This window comes from Serratia sp. PAMC26656 (assembly GCF_016469055.2).
In the GTDB taxonomy this organism is placed as follows: Bacteria; Pseudomonadota; Gammaproteobacteria; order Enterobacterales; family Enterobacteriaceae; genus Serratia; species Serratia plymuthica.
This window is the reverse complement of record NZ_CP150486.1, coordinates 1,646,545-1,659,616: the sequence shown is the minus strand read 5'-3', so window position 1 is coordinate 1,659,616 and position 13,072 is coordinate 1,646,545. Positions and strand designations below refer to the sequence as shown.

The following is a 13,072-nucleotide window of genomic DNA, read 5'->3' as shown; positions in this document are numbered from 1 at the left end:
GATCCTTAAAGGTGCAGGGATGCGAGACGTAAAATTTCATTTTGCGAGGTCTGTTTGGTGTTAACGATGCCCGCAACCTGACCATTACTCATCACCAGTATTCTGTCGGTAATTCCCAAAAGCTCCGGCATTTCGGACGAGACAATAATGATCCCCTTGCCCTTCTTCGCCAATTCGGTCATCAGCTGATAAATTTCGAATTTGGCGCCGACGTCAATGCCGCGCGTCGGTTCATCCAGCATTAATATTTCCGGTTGGGTTAACAGCCAGCGGCCGATAATCACCTTCTGCTGGTTACCGCCGGACAGCGAACCGATATGGGTATGATGGCCCGGCGTTTTGACCCGCATGGCGTCGATTACCCATTGGGTGTCGCTTTTCATCCGGGCGTTGTCCAGCAGACCGATTTTATTTTTATAGTTGCGGATATTGGATATCAGCGAGTTGAAGCCCACGTCCAGATAGGCGTAAATCCCGGTAGAGCGTCGCTCTTCCGTTACCAGTGCAAAACCGTGGTTAATCGCTTCATTGGCGCTGTGATTGTTGATGGCCTTGCCGTGCAGCTTGATGGTGCCTGCCACTTTTTCACGGATACCGAACAGGGTTTCCACAATGTCCGTGCGCTTGGCGCCCACCAACCCGGCAATGCCAAGAATTTCACCTTTGTGAAGATCGAAAGAGACATCGCGAATCGAAGGCTGGCGCAATGACGTCAGGTTCTTCACCTCCAGAATCACCTCTCCCGGTGTATTCTGCCTGTCGGGGAAACGCTGACTGAGCGAACGGCCCACCATCATCGAGATGATCTTGTCCATATCCAGCCCTTCCAGCGGCTGAGTGGCAATCCACTGGCCATCGCGCAGGATGGTGATTTCATCGCACAGCTGGAAGATCTCTTCCATTTTGTGCGAGATATAAACAATGCCGCAGCCGCGCTCTTTCAGCTTACGAATAATGGTGAACAAATGGTTCACCTCTTTTTCCGTCAGTGACGAGGTCGGCTCATCCATAATGACAATCTTGGCGTCATAGGAAAACGCCTTGGCAATTTCGATCATCTGCATTTGCGATACCGACAGCGTGCCCACTTTATCGCGTGGGTTGATATCAATATCCAGCTCGTCGAATATCGCCTGGGTGTCCTTCAACATCTTTTCCTGATCGACAAACATGCCTTTGGTCGGGTAACGCCCCAACCACATGTTGTCCATCACGGTACGCTGCAGGACCAGGTTTAACTCCTGATGCACCATTGAAACGCCATGTTCCAACGCCTCTTTTGAGCTTTTGAAATCAATTTCCCGGCCCTGAAAAACAATACTGCCGGCATCTTTTTTATAAATGCCAAACAGGCATTTTAATAATGTCGATTTCCCGGCGCCGTTCTCTCCCATTAACGCATGAATGGAGTGCGGACGAACGCGCAGGTTAACATTATCCAATGCCTTGACGCCGGGGAATGACTTACTGATATCGGTCATTTCCAGGAGGAATTCGCGTGGGCTGTCGGCCATAAATACACCTGGCTATTATTGTACCCATCGTCTTTCAAACCGCAGCGTGGTTAGCCGCAAAGTGAAATTCGTGGGTATAGGCTGTCATTTTAATAAAAAATTCCCCCGCCTGCGGCTTTCCTGGTGTTGACGCTGAGCGCACCCCAGGCGGGGTCATTACGGGTTAGCTCAGAACTTACTTAACAAACTGAGACAAATTGTCTTTATCTACGCCAACGTAAGGAATGCGCACCACTTTATTTTCGATTTTATATTGGGTGCCGTCGGCGGCCGGTTTACCCGCAGCCAGGTTTTTCGCCAATTCGAAGGTGGCTTTAGCCTGGTTGTCGGCATCGTTCAGCACCGTCCCCGCCATCGCGCCGGATTTGACCATCGCCAGAGCTTCCGGCAACGCATCCACGCCGAATACCGGAATGCTGGATTTGTTGTGCGCCTTGAGCGCTTCTACCGCGCCCATTGCCATGGCATCGTTGTTGGCGATAACCACTTCAATTTTGTTGGCGTTCGGGCCGGACAACCAGGCGTCCATTTTGTCTTTCGCCTGAGCGGTATCCCACATTGCGGTGTCCATCTGCAGTTGCTGAGTTTTAAGACCGCCTTCGTTCAGCGTTTTCACCACATAGGTGGTGCGCGCTTCGGCATCCGGATGGCCCGGTTCGCCTTTCAGCAACACATACTGAATCTGACCGTCTTTGTTCAGATCCCAGTTCGGGTTGGCTTTCCAGTGCTTGGCGATCAGCTGGCCCTGGATCACGCCGGACTCCTTGGAGTCGGTCCCGACATAAAACGCTTTGTCGTAGCTGTCCAGCGCTTTGCGGGAAGGTTCTTTGTTGTAGAACACGATAGGGATATCGTTTGCGCGTGCCTTATCAATAACCACCGGAGCGGCGGCAGGGTCAACCAGGTTAATCGCCAGCGCTTTCACGCCCTTGGCGATCAGCACGTCGATCTGGTCGTTTTGCTTGGACTGATCGTTCTGCGAGTCATTCATCAGCAGAGTGATATCCGGAGAGGCCTTGGCGTCTTTCTCGATCGCCTTGCGCACTACCGACATAAAGTTGTCGTCGTATTTATAAATGGTGACGCCAATACGGGTATCTGCATGAGCTGCAGCACCAAACATCATGGCTGCGGCCGTCGCGGCCAGGGTGAAAACCTTCTTATTCATTGTCTGTCTCCGGTTTATGTAGGTCGTACTCGGTATTGAGCCAAAGGTAACCGGCGGTGGGTGCACGACCGGGTCTGGCAGGTTCCCTGTCATCCGTGAATCATGTTATTCCTGAAAAGTGCTGTGTCAGCGCGAGATAAAAACGGCAGCGGCAAGTGCCTTTGCGCCGGAAAACGCCTAGAGCATAGACGGGGTGATGTTAATAATCTGTGAATTTTCTCACAGATTGAAAACGGTTACACAAGATTAAATCTTCAGAGAGTGACCGCCGCCTCACTTTGCCAGGGCGCATCAGAATGGCGACGTACCAGAGTGGGCATAAACAGGTGACGGGCCTGTGGCTCCAACCCGCCAGCCGCGCCCCGCAGGGCCAATTCGGTGGCAAGAGTCGCCATGGTAACAATAGGATAGCGTACCGTGGTCAGTTTAGGGCTGGTATAGCGAGCAATGGGGATATCATCGAACCCCACTATCGAGAAATTTTGCGGCACAATGATACCGTTTTCTTTCAGCACCGCCATGGCACCGGCGGCCATCGCGTCGTTGTAAGCAAACACCGCGCTCAGATGCAGATTACGGCCAAGCAGCTCGACCATAGCGGCCTCCCCGCCCTGCAGATCCGGCGAACCGTAAGCGCGCCAGGTGTCCGGCGTCGCCAGCCCCGCCACGCTCATCGCCTGTTCATAGCCCTGCTGACGCAGCGGCCCGTCTTCGATCGGGTGATTGGAGCCCAGGTAGCCAATACGCTGATGGCCCTGCGACAGCAGCAGGCGCATCGCCATCTCCGCACCGCTGACGTTATCCAGGCCAACGCAGCGGTGTTCGTAGCCGGTGATGATTCGGTTAATCAGCACCATGCCAGGCACCTGTTCGAGAAAGGCGATCAACTCGGCGTCACACAAGGCCTTTGCATGAACAATCAAGGCATTGCATCGCTGTCGAATCAATACTTCGATGGCATGACGCTCTTTTTCCGCCTGATGGTAACTGTTGCCTATCAGCAGGTATTTGTGGTTTTTCTGCGCCACAGTGTCTACCGCTTTCACCAACGCGCCAAAGAAGGGATCGGAAACGTCCATCACCACCACGCCGAGGGTATCGCTGCTCTGGGTGGCCAACGCCTGCGCATTGGCATTGGGCCGGTAGCCCAGTTCCGCTACCGCCTGCAGCACCCTTTCACGCGTCTGTTTGCTGGTCAGGGCGCTGTTGTTCAGCACGCGGGAGACGGTCGCCACGGACACGCCCGCGCGTTTCGCCACGTCGCGAATAGTGATTGGGTGAACAGAGGCCATGAAAGATCCTGAGGTCGGGGTAGTTGACAGTGGCGTTATCCTACCCCGTTTGTCATCCTCCTCTGCGTGAATTACGTCACAGGAAAGAAAACGTTTACATACATTTTTTTAACCTGTCTGCGCCAGATCTCAGTTCAGCGCCTTGGGTTCCGCCTGACCGGCGGCCAGATGAGTCAATTTACGCCACAGCCACTCTACCGGCCCCTGCGGGAAATACCTCAGCCACAGGTTGGAAAACAACAGGTTAGCCAGCCAGACCAGCGGCACAAACGCCAACAGTTGCAGGCGGTCAAACTGCTGATACAGGCCAAACCGATAGAACAGCGTGGTGCAGATCAGCGTTTGCAGCAAGTAGTTGCTCAGCGCCATACGTCCGACCTGCGTCAACCAATGGCCGATGCGCAGGCGCGACAGCGTCGGCCAGAAACCGTAACACAGCGCCAGATAGCCCATCGCCTGCAGCGGCGAGCCCAGTTCACGCGGCACCTGCAATAAAAACCCGCTCCAGCGGTAGTCCCAGTGCAGAAGCCACTGCAAGGCCACCGCCGGCAATTGGATCAGCAATGAAAGCGGTATCAAGCAAGCCGCCTGTCGGCGATAGTAGCCCGGCGAATAAGTACCGCGTAGCCAACCGCTGCGCATCAGCCCCGCACCGAACAGCATCAGACCCGCCAGTTCCCAGCCGTATTGAGCGCCAATCGCCAGCAGGCTGGAAGACAGCAGGTCAACACGGCTGCGCCATGCCTCCATGCCCCCCTGCAATTTCCAGAACTTCTCATACTGCAGCTCAGCTACGCCTGGTTGCCAGAAACCGCCCGGCTCACCGTGCGAAACGAACCCCAGCAGCAGCAACACCCCAACGCCAATCAGGTACAGCACCACGCCGGTTTTCAGCAGTTGGTAAGTGTCCTTCGCGTCGCGGATCATCCGCCAGCACACCAGGCCGATTAAGCCGTAAGCCAGCAAAATATCACCGTCCCACAGGAAAATGGCATGACCCAGGCCAAACAGCACCAACCATGACAATCGGGCACGTATCCAGCCTTTGCCGCGGCGCAGCAGCATCTGCAGGCCTGCGCCGAATAACAGGGCGAACATCGCCAGAAACTTGGCCTGCGCGAAAATATCCAGCAGCGCCCAAGTCCAGGCATCACGAGACGTCGGCAGCCCCAAATAGGCCGGGTTAAGGTAGGCCGCCTTTGGCAGGCCAAAGGCGCTGATATTCAGCAGAAGAATGCCGAGAATGGCGATACCTCGCACGCAGTCCAGCGTGGCGATGCGTGGCAAGGGGGCCGTGGAGCTAGTGTTCATTATTTTACCGCTGTATGCCGGTCATTAAAAAGGCGCCCGCAGGCGCCTGTTCTTTTTTATGGCCCACCATCACCCCTGGTGATGACGTACCGCGCGCAAAAACTCCTGGCGCGTGTTCTGGCTGGACTTGAACAGCCCGCCCAGAGAGGTGGTGGTGGTGGCGCTGGTCGCGTCACGGATGCCACGTGCCTTAACACAATAATGGACCGCATCAATCGATACCGCCACGTTATTGGTGCCGAGCAAGGTTTGCAATGCCACCAGGATCTGCTGAGTCAAACGCTCCTGCACCTGGGGGCGCTGGGAGAAGAACTGCACGATACGGTTGATTTTCGACAGACCAATGACCGCATCTTTCGGAATATAGGCCACGGTCGCTTTACCGTCGATGGTCACGAAGTGATGCTCGCAGGTGCTGGTCAGTGTGATATCGCGTACCGTCACCATTTCATCTACCTTCATCTTGTTTTCGATAACGGTGATTTTTGGGAAGTTGGCGTAGTCCAGGCCGGAGAAAATCTCATCGACATACATTTTGGCAATGCGGTGCGGGGTTTCTGCCAGGCTGTCGTCGGACAGGTCGAGATTAAGCAGCTGCATGATTTCCGTCATGTGCTCTTTAATACGACGTTTGCGCGTTTCGCGATCCAGCACTTCACCGCGCAACGGGGTTTCCAGACCACGCTCTTCGAGCGCTGCGTGAACCAGGGCAGCTTCTTTACTTAATGATGTCATTTATTCTCTCCAACGGACTTGAACTCACCCATCCGACAGCTTTACCGGGCAGATAGGTGAATTGCATACTCTCCTGACGGCAGAAGTTTCCGTAGTTGATAACGTGAACTCGGTCAAGATTTTGCCCCCACTCTAGAGGAGAGTGAAGGGATTATCCAGTGATTGTGTTTCAACCGCAGGTGAAATATTCGCATTTAGCACAATCAGGCCTGCTGCGGGTATCCCGCGTTTTTTGTACGGAATTTAATCACGGCAGCGTCGGTTTTCGCGCCAATTCGCGCGCCGGCGTATTCACCACCAGCAGACCGGCCACGATAAGCCCCACGACCGCCACATACAGCGCCGGTTCCAGCCTGTGGGTCAATGCCGTCGACAGCGCCGACAACGTAGGGCCAACCAGTTGCCCCAGCGCATAACCGGTGGTCAACAATCCCGCCATATAACGTGCATGGTTGGGCGCCAACTCCCGGCCATGCTGGATGGAAAGCTGCACCACGCTGAGGAAACCGCCGCCGGTAAGTAGCGCTCCCAGCGCCAACCCGGCCACACCCGGCACCACTTCCGCGCACAATACCCCCAGCGCCTGCACCCACAGAGTAATAGCCAGACGTGACTGAGTGGTCAGCCGGTGGCGGGTCAGAATGCCGAGGACGATCCCCAGCACCGCCGCACCGCCGAAGATCGGCCAAACGAATTGAGCGAACAGGCTACCGGGAAAACGTGCCGCCGCCATCTGCGACAGAAAGGTCGCCGGCAGAATATAGCCAAAACCCGCCAGGCTGTAGCTCCATACCAGGCGTTTCAACGCCGGGGTCAGTTGCAGCGGCTCCGCCGCCACGTTGGGGCGATGCAACTCGCCGGCACGCGGCAGGTTGATGCTGATGGCGCCAATCAGCACCAGCGCCAATACGCCATACACCATCCAGGCCTGCGACGCCGTCAGCGCCAGGCTGTGAATACCCACGGCCATCATGCCGCTGATAAAAATCCCGGCACCTGGGCCGGCGAACACCGCAGCGCTCAGCGCCGGCCGGCCATAGTGCGCCAACCGTTCGTTGGTCCAGGCCGCTACCAAGACCATCGACCAGCCGCTGGCCCAGCCGATGACAAAACGCACCGCACCATGCCACCACTCGCCCTGCACCACGGCGGACAGCAGCGTCAAGGCCACCGCGCCCCACACGCCCAGCCACAGCCGGCGTTCAACGTGGCGGCTGGCGCGCATGGCGTCGTAAGCGCCGCACAGATATCCCAGGTAGTTGATCGCCGCCACCAGCCCGGCCCCGGTCAGAGTAAACTGGTGCTCGGCAATCATCAGCGGCACCTGCGGGGTAAAGGCGAAGCGCCCAATCCCCATGGCGACGATCAACGCAATAAAACCGCTCAGGGCAATTCTTAAGGCCATGTAGAGTTATCCAGACTGTTAAAAGAAAGTTGCCAGCATCATGCCGCAGTATTAAACTCACAAAAACTGAATAATACTCATCAAGTTCATCACGAAAAGAGAAGACCATGGATCTGACCCAGCTTCGCATGTTCTGCAGCGTCGCCGAAACCGGCTCCGTCGCCCGTGCCGCCGAGCAACTGCACCGCGTGCCGTCGAACCTGACCACGCGCCTGCGTCAGCTTGAGCAGGAACTGGGCACCGATCTTTTCATCCGCGAAAAGCAACGCCTGCGCCTTTCGCCGATGGGTCACAACTTCCTCTGTTACGCCAACCGCATTCTGGCGCTCAGCGAAGAGGCCATGAGCATCACCCATGCCGGTGAGCCGGCGGGGAACTTCGCTATAGGCTCGATGGAAAGCACGGCGGCCACCCGCCTGCCCAATCTGCTGGCGGCCTACCACCAGCGCTTTTCGCAGGTTTCACTGTCGTTGACCACCGGCACTTCGGGCGAAATCACCGAACGGGTGCGCGCCGGTACGTTGGCGGCGGCGCTGGTCGATGGGCCGGTTCAGTATGACGAACTCAACGGCTGTATCGCCTTCCCCGAACACATGGTGGTGATCTCCTGCCTCGACCACCTGCCAATTCATAACGCTAAAGACGCCAAAGGCGAAACGCTGTTTGCCTTCCGGGCAAGTTGCTCCTACCGCTTGCGGCTGGAGTCCTGGTTCAAGCGCGAAGGCGCCTTGCCGGGCCAGATTATGGAAATTCAGTCCTACCACGCGATGTTGGCCTGCGTTGCCAGCGGCGCCGGGCTGGCGATGATCCCGCACTCGGTGTTAAGCCTGCTGCCGGGCCATGAACGGGTGAAAGTGCATGCTCTGCCGGATGATATCGCCCAAACCGCCACCTGGTTGCTGTGGCGCCGCGATGCGTTCGGCCCGAACGTGCGCGCGCTGAAAGAACTGATTATTGAACAGGCGGAAACCGCCGCTGTTGACGACACAAACCTCGTTTCATCAGACGCTATCGACATAGCCTGATTTAAAAAATAGACCACTGGAGACTATGATGGAAATGATCAAAACCCGTGCCGCCGTTGCCTGGGGCCCGAACCAGCCGCTGAAAATCGAAGAAGTCGATCTAATGCCACCGCAAAAAGGCGAAGTGCTGGTGCGGATCGTCGCCACCGGCGTATGCCACACCGACGCTTACACCCTGTCAGGGGCCGATCCGGAAGGCGTGTTCCCGGCGATCCTCGGCCATGAAGGCGGCGGCGTGGTGGAAGCGGTAGGCGAAGGCGTCACCAGCGTGTCGGTCGGCGATCACGTGATCCCGCTGTACACCCCGGAATGCGGTGAGTGCAAATTCTGTAAATCCGGCAAAACCAACCTGTGTCAGGCGATCCGCGCCACCCAGGGTAAAGGCCTGATGCCGGACGGCACGACCCGCTTCTATAAAGACGGCCAGCCAATCTTCCACTACATGGGCACCTCAACCTTCTCCGAATACACCGTGGTACCGGAAATCTCGCTGGCGAAAATCAGCAAAGAAGCGCCGTTGGAAGAAGTTTGCCTGCTGGGTTGTGGCGTTACCACCGGCATGGGCGCGGTGATCAACACCGCCAAAGTGCAAAAAGGCGACACCGTGGCCATCTTCGGTCTCGGCGGCATTGGCCTGTCGGCGATTATCGGCGCGCAGATGGCCGGTGCAGGCCGCATCATCGGCATCGATATCAACACCAGCAAGTTCGATCTGGCCCGTAAACTGGGCGCTACCGATCTGATCAACCCGAAAGACTACGATAAACCTATTCAGGACGTGATCGTTGAGCTGACCGACGGCGGTGTTGATTTCTCCTTCGAGTGCATTGGCAACGTCAACGTGATGCGCTCCGCACTGGAATGTTGTCATAAAGGCTGGGGCGAATCGGTGATTATCGGCGTAGCCGGTGCCGGCCAAGAGATCTCTACCCGTCCGTTCCAGTTGGTCACCGGCCGCGTCTGGCGCGGTTCCGCCTTCGGTGGCGTCAAGGGCCGTTCGCAACTGCCGGGCATCGTCCAGCGTTATCTGGACGGCGAGTTCGCGCTGAATGACTTTATCACCCACACTATGGGGCTCGATCAGATTAATGAAGCGTTCGATTTGATGCACGAAGGCAAATCAATCCGCTCGGTTATTCACTTCGACAAAAAATAAGCCAGGAGGCAGAGATGAACTCGTCATTAGAACTTCTCGAAGAGCACCGCATGTTCGGTGGCTGGCAACAGCGTTACCGCCATGCAGCGCAGAGCCTGAATTGCAACATGACTTTCAGCATCTATCTGCCGCCGCCGCGTGATGATAACCCGCCGCCGGTGTTGTACTGGCTGTCGGGGCTGACCTGCAATGATGAAAATTTCACGTTGAAGGCCGGTGCGCAACGCATCGCCGCCGAGCTGGGCCTGGTACTGGTGATGGCCGATACCAGCCCGCGCGGCGACGATGTGCCGAACGATGAAGGGTACGATCTGGGCCAGGGCGCCGGGTTCTATTTGAACGCCACGCAGGCGCCGTGGGACAAGCATTTTCGCATGTACGATTACCTCAGCGATGAGCTACCGGCGCTGATCAATCAGCATTTCAGCGTCAGCGATCGCCAGTCGATCTTTGGCCACTCCATGGGCGGCCATGGCGCGCTGATGCTGGCGTTTCGTAATCCGCAGCGCTTTCGTTCAGTGTCGGCGTTCGCGCCGATCGTCAACCCTTGTCAGGTGCCCTGGGGGCGTAAAGCCTTCGCCGCCTATCTGGGGAACGACGAAAGCCAGTGGCTGCAATACGACAGTTGCCACCTGCTGGCTAACGGGGCGGAAAAAATGCCGGTCCTGGTGGATCAGGGCGACGGCGATCAGTTCCTGGCGGATCAACTGCAACCGGCGAAACTGGCCGAGCTGGCACGCCAGCGCGACTGGCCACTGACGTTGCGTATTCAGCCAGGCTACGATCACAGCTACTTCACCATCGCCACCTTTATCGAAGACCACCTGCGCTTCCACGCCGAACACCTGTTCCGCGGATAAAAAAATCCGGGCGGTTTAGCCGCCCGGATTTCATCAGATACCGTCGAAAAGAAAATCTATTGCGGCTTTAACCTTGGTTCGGTATTGGGAAGCATCGCAAAATTCAGCACCCAGGGTGCGAACGGGAATACTTGCCATTTCATGAGTCATAACGGCGTACTCGTTGTCATCCACCAGCCTGACCAAAGGGTTCAAGCGTTCCAGGCGAGTACTGGCCGGATACTTTTCAATTGGCAATAACGGGATCACAACTCGGCGATTTAATTGCCCGATGATATCGCTCGTCACATCAAGCAGCAGGGGATAGACTGCGCTTTTCCCTGTATTCGCGTATACCGTAAATTGCATCGCTAAAACGTCCTGTATTCGTCACTGAAACAGCCATGTTCATCATGAAAACGATTTAAAGCATCGATCGCTTCTCGGTTTTCTTCCTTCCATTTTCTCATCTCATGCTGACGCAATTCGGCATCCAAAGCAGCATTCAGCGTAGCACTGAGGTTAATGCCCGCCTCACGTGCACGGCTCAGTAAACTGCGTTCCACCGCCATGGTAACGCTTTGGGTCGTTCGTTGTTTTACTGGCATTAGCACCTCCCACAATAACCTTCGTGCAAGCAACACGGCTTATTGAACGAATAATAACACCGAGGAGTGGTGTTAGCCCATTCAAATGTGCGCCACGCATCATGGCGAAACCGGCCCGGACGCGCAAAGGCAACAGACCCAAAGTCACCCCTTCAGTTTCGGATCCAACGCATCGCGCAGCCCGTCGCCCAACAGGTTGAACGCCAGCACGGTGAGGAAAATCGCCAAACTGGGGAAAATCGCCACGTGCGGCGCAATCACCATATCGGCACGCGCCTCGTTGAGCATCGCGCCCCACTCCGGCGTCGGCGGTTGCGCGCCCAGGCCGAGGAACGACAGACTGGCGGCGGTAATGATCGAGGTGCCGATACGCATGGTGAAATACACCACGATCGACGAAAGGGTTCCCGGCAGAATATGCCGCATGATGATGGTCCAGTCCGAAGCGCCAATGCTGCGTGCCGACTCGATATAGGTCAGGTGCTTCAGCACCAGGGTATTGCCCCGCACCAACCGGGCAAACGCCGGAATGCTGAAAATGGCCACCGCGATAATCACATTGGCCATGCCGCTGCCCATGATCGCCACCACGCCAATCGCCAGCAGGATGCCGGGAAACGCGAACAGCACGTCGCAAATGCGCATGGTGATACGATCCCACCAGCCTTCATAATAGCCCGCCAACAGACCCAGCAACGTGCCAATCAACCCACCGGCTAGTACCGAGAACACGCCGGCGGCCAGCGAAATGCGCGTGCCCATCAGAATGCGGCTAAAAATATCCCGTCCCAGCGAATCCACGCCCAGCCAATGCACCAGCGAAGGGCCTTCGTTCAGGCGGTCATAGTCAAAATAGTTTTCCGCATCAAACGGGGCCAGATACGGCGCCAACAGCGCTGCAGCCACCAACAGCAGGACAAACACCCCCGCGACCAGCGCCACATGCTGTCGGCGGAAACGCCGCCAAAACTCATGCCACGGCGTGCGCACCGCGTTAGGGTTGATCGTCGGCATCGCCTTCAATGCAGCATTACGTCGCCAATGCTTAATCATGCAGCGCCCTCATTTGTAGCGTATCGCCGGGTTAATTGCCGCATACAGCATATCCACCAACAGGTTAATCAGAATGAACTCCAGAGAAAACAACAGCACCTCGGCCTGGATCACCGGGTAATCGCGCATCTCGACGGCATCGACCAGCAGCCTGCCCAGCCCCGGCCAGTTAAAGACTTTCTCCACCACGATAGAACCGCCAAGCAGAAAGCCGAACTGCAATCCCATCATGGTCACCACCGGGATCATCGCGTTGCGCAGCCCGTGTTTCACCACCACCATGGTTTCTCGCACGCCCTTGGCACGCGCGGTGCGCATATAGTCCTCTTGCATAACCTCAACGAATGAAGCGCGGGTAAAGCGCGCCATCACCGCCGCCACCGCAGCGCCCAACGTAATCGAGGGTAAAATATAGTGCCGCCAACTGTCGGCGCCCACCGTCGGCAACCAGCCGAGGTTGACGGAAAATACCTGCATCAGCAGCATGCCCAGCGCAAAGGCGGGGAATGAAATGCCGGAGACCGCCAGCGTCATGCCCAGGCGATCCGGCCAGCGGTTACGCCACACGGCGGACACCATGCCAATGGCCATGCCGAAGATCACCGCCCACAGCATGCTGGTGAGGGTCAGCCACAGCGTTGGCAAAAAGCGCGAGCCGATCTCTTCGCTCACCGGGCGCTTGGATACCATCGAGGTACCGAAATCGCCTTGTAGCGCATTGACAAAAAAATGGACGAACTGCTGAGGCAACGGCTTATCCAGCCCCAGATCCTTGCGCACCAGTTGCACCACCGCTTCGTCGGCATCCGGCCCCGCCGCCAACCGCGCCGGATCGCCGGGCAGCAGATGAACGAACAGAAACACCAGCACCGCGACAATCAGCAGCGTCGGGATCAGACCCAGCAGTCGTTTCAGAAAATAATTAAGCATGTCGGGTTAATCCCCTCACCCCGCCCCCGGATAGAG

The 13,072-nt window shown here is 56.7% G+C and carries 13 protein-coding genes; 3 read left to right on the top strand and 10 right to left on the bottom strand.

Annotated elements, in window-relative coordinates; translation table 11 throughout:
- Positions 1-5: 5 nt before the first annotated feature.
- From mglA to JEM67_RS08500, 6 genes are all read right to left on the bottom strand, one after another.
- Entirely contained in the window at positions 6-1,514 is a 1,509-nt protein-coding gene (mglA, locus tag JEM67_RS08525) for a galactose/methyl galactoside ABC transporter ATP-binding protein MglA (protein ID WP_013812179.1), read from the bottom strand.
- A 175-nt stretch (positions 1,515-1,689) separates the two neighbouring features.
- On the bottom strand, positions 1,690-2,682 hold the full coding sequence (gene mglB / locus JEM67_RS08520; protein ID WP_013812178.1) for a galactose/glucose ABC transporter substrate-binding protein MglB: 993 nt from the start codon (positions 2,680-2,682) through the stop codon (positions 1,690-1,692).
- Positions 2,683-2,936: 254 nt separating this feature from the next.
- Positions 2,937-3,974 carry an HTH-type transcriptional regulator GalS gene (galS, locus tag JEM67_RS08515; RefSeq protein WP_199635236.1) on the bottom strand — a complete coding sequence of 346 codons (1,038 nt, stop codon included), beginning with the start codon at positions 3,972-3,974 and terminating at the stop codon, positions 2,937-2,939.
- A 129-nt stretch (positions 3,975-4,103) separates the two neighbouring features.
- A complete protein-coding gene (yeiB, locus tag JEM67_RS08510; RefSeq protein ID WP_304621738.1) occupies positions 4,104-5,285 on the bottom strand; it encodes a DUF418 domain-containing protein YeiB in 1,182 nt (393 codons plus the stop codon).
- Between the two features lie 69 nt (positions 5,286-5,354).
- Positions 5,355-6,020 (bottom strand): GTP cyclohydrolase I FolE, encoded by a 666-nt coding sequence (folE, locus tag JEM67_RS08505; RefSeq protein ID WP_004942347.1) that lies wholly within the window; start codon positions 6,018-6,020, stop codon positions 5,355-5,357.
- A 247-nt stretch (positions 6,021-6,267) separates the two neighbouring features.
- Positions 6,268-7,425 (bottom strand): YbfB/YjiJ family MFS transporter, encoded by a 1,158-nt coding sequence (locus JEM67_RS08500; protein ID WP_013812175.1) that lies wholly within the window; start codon positions 7,423-7,425, stop codon positions 6,268-6,270.
- A gap of 107 nt (positions 7,426-7,532) precedes the next feature.
- On the opposite strand from JEM67_RS08500, the gene ptrR reads away from it, so the two are divergent.
- The 3 genes from ptrR to fghA are packed head-to-tail and all read left to right on the top strand — an operon-like array spanning position 7,533 to position 10,466.
- On the top strand, positions 7,533-8,450 hold the full coding sequence (ptrR, locus tag JEM67_RS08495; protein ID WP_013812174.1) for a putrescine utilization regulator PtrR: 918 nt from the start codon (positions 7,533-7,535) through the stop codon (positions 8,448-8,450).
- Between the two features lie 28 nt (positions 8,451-8,478).
- Positions 8,479-9,606, top strand: coding sequence for an S-(hydroxymethyl)glutathione dehydrogenase/class III alcohol dehydrogenase (locus tag JEM67_RS08490; protein ID WP_199635561.1), 1,128 nt, complete (start codon positions 8,479-8,481; stop codon positions 9,604-9,606).
- Between the two features lie 14 nt (positions 9,607-9,620).
- Positions 9,621-10,466 carry an S-formylglutathione hydrolase gene (gene fghA / locus JEM67_RS08485; protein WP_199635237.1) on the top strand — a complete coding sequence of 282 codons (846 nt, stop codon included), beginning with the start codon at positions 9,621-9,623 and terminating at the stop codon, positions 10,464-10,466.
- A 33-nt stretch (positions 10,467-10,499) separates the two neighbouring features.
- Here the strand turns inward: fghA and JEM67_RS08480 are convergent, their stop codons facing one another.
- The 4 genes from JEM67_RS08480 to gsiC all read right to left on the bottom strand — a co-directional run bounded on the left by JEM67_RS08480 (position 10,500) and on the right by gsiC (position 13,036).
- Positions 10,500-10,814, bottom strand: coding sequence for a CcdB family protein (locus JEM67_RS08480; protein WP_199635238.1), 315 nt, complete (start codon positions 10,812-10,814; stop codon positions 10,500-10,502).
- Positions 10,815-10,816: 2 nt separating this feature from the next.
- Complete coding sequence (locus JEM67_RS08475; RefSeq protein WP_020438746.1) at positions 10,817-11,053, bottom strand: type II toxin-antitoxin system CcdA family antitoxin; 237 nt, start codon at positions 11,051-11,053, stop codon at positions 10,817-10,819.
- A 144-nt stretch (positions 11,054-11,197) separates the two neighbouring features.
- Positions 11,198-12,106: a glutathione ABC transporter permease GsiD gene (gsiD, locus tag JEM67_RS08470; RefSeq protein WP_199635239.1), complete on the bottom strand. Its 909-nt coding sequence runs from the start codon at positions 12,104-12,106 to the stop codon at positions 11,198-11,200.
- A gap of 9 nt (positions 12,107-12,115) precedes the next feature.
- Complete coding sequence (gene gsiC, locus JEM67_RS08465) at positions 12,116-13,036, bottom strand: glutathione ABC transporter permease GsiC (RefSeq protein WP_199635240.1); 921 nt, start codon at positions 13,034-13,036, stop codon at positions 12,116-12,118.
- Positions 13,037-13,072: the final 36 nt, after the last annotated feature.

What these genes read in the sequence shown, in the direction of transcription:
- mglA (WP_013812179.1), bottom strand. Translation starts at nt 1,514, where the DNA reads ATGGCCGACAGCCCACGCGAATTCCTCCTGGAAATGACCGATATCAGT.
- mglB (WP_013812178.1), bottom strand. Translation starts at nt 2,682, where the DNA reads ATGAATAAGAAGGTTTTCACCCTGGCCGCGACGGCCGCAGCCATGATG.
- galS (WP_199635236.1), bottom strand. Translation starts at nt 3,974, where the DNA reads ATGGCCTCTGTTCACCCAATCACTATTCGCGACGTGGCGAAACGCGCG.
- yeiB (WP_304621738.1), bottom strand. Translation starts at nt 5,285, where the DNA reads ATGAACACTAGCTCCACGGCCCCCTTGCCACGCATCGCCACGCTGGAC.
- folE (WP_004942347.1), bottom strand. Translation starts at nt 6,020, where the DNA reads ATGACATCATTAAGTAAAGAAGCTGCCCTGGTTCACGCAGCGCTCGAA.
- JEM67_RS08500 (WP_013812175.1), bottom strand. Translation starts at nt 7,425, where the DNA reads ATGGCCTTAAGAATTGCCCTGAGCGGTTTTATTGCGTTGATCGTCGCC.
- ptrR (WP_013812174.1), top strand. Translation starts at nt 7,533, where the DNA reads ATGGATCTGACCCAGCTTCGCATGTTCTGCAGCGTCGCCGAAACCGGC.
- JEM67_RS08490 (WP_199635561.1), top strand. Translation starts at nt 8,479, where the DNA reads ATGGAAATGATCAAAACCCGTGCCGCCGTTGCCTGGGGCCCGAACCAG.
- fghA (WP_199635237.1), top strand. Translation starts at nt 9,621, where the DNA reads ATGAACTCGTCATTAGAACTTCTCGAAGAGCACCGCATGTTCGGTGGC.
- JEM67_RS08480 (WP_199635238.1), bottom strand. Translation starts at nt 10,814, where the DNA reads ATGCAATTTACGGTATACGCGAATACAGGGAAAAGCGCAGTCTATCCC.
- JEM67_RS08475 (WP_020438746.1), bottom strand. Translation starts at nt 11,053, where the DNA reads ATGCCAGTAAAACAACGAACGACCCAAAGCGTTACCATGGCGGTGGAA.
- gsiD (WP_199635239.1), bottom strand. Translation starts at nt 12,106, where the DNA reads ATGATTAAGCATTGGCGACGTAATGCTGCATTGAAGGCGATGCCGACG.
- gsiC (WP_199635240.1), bottom strand. Translation starts at nt 13,036, where the DNA reads ATGCTTAATTATTTTCTGAAACGACTGCTGGGTCTGATCCCGACGCTG.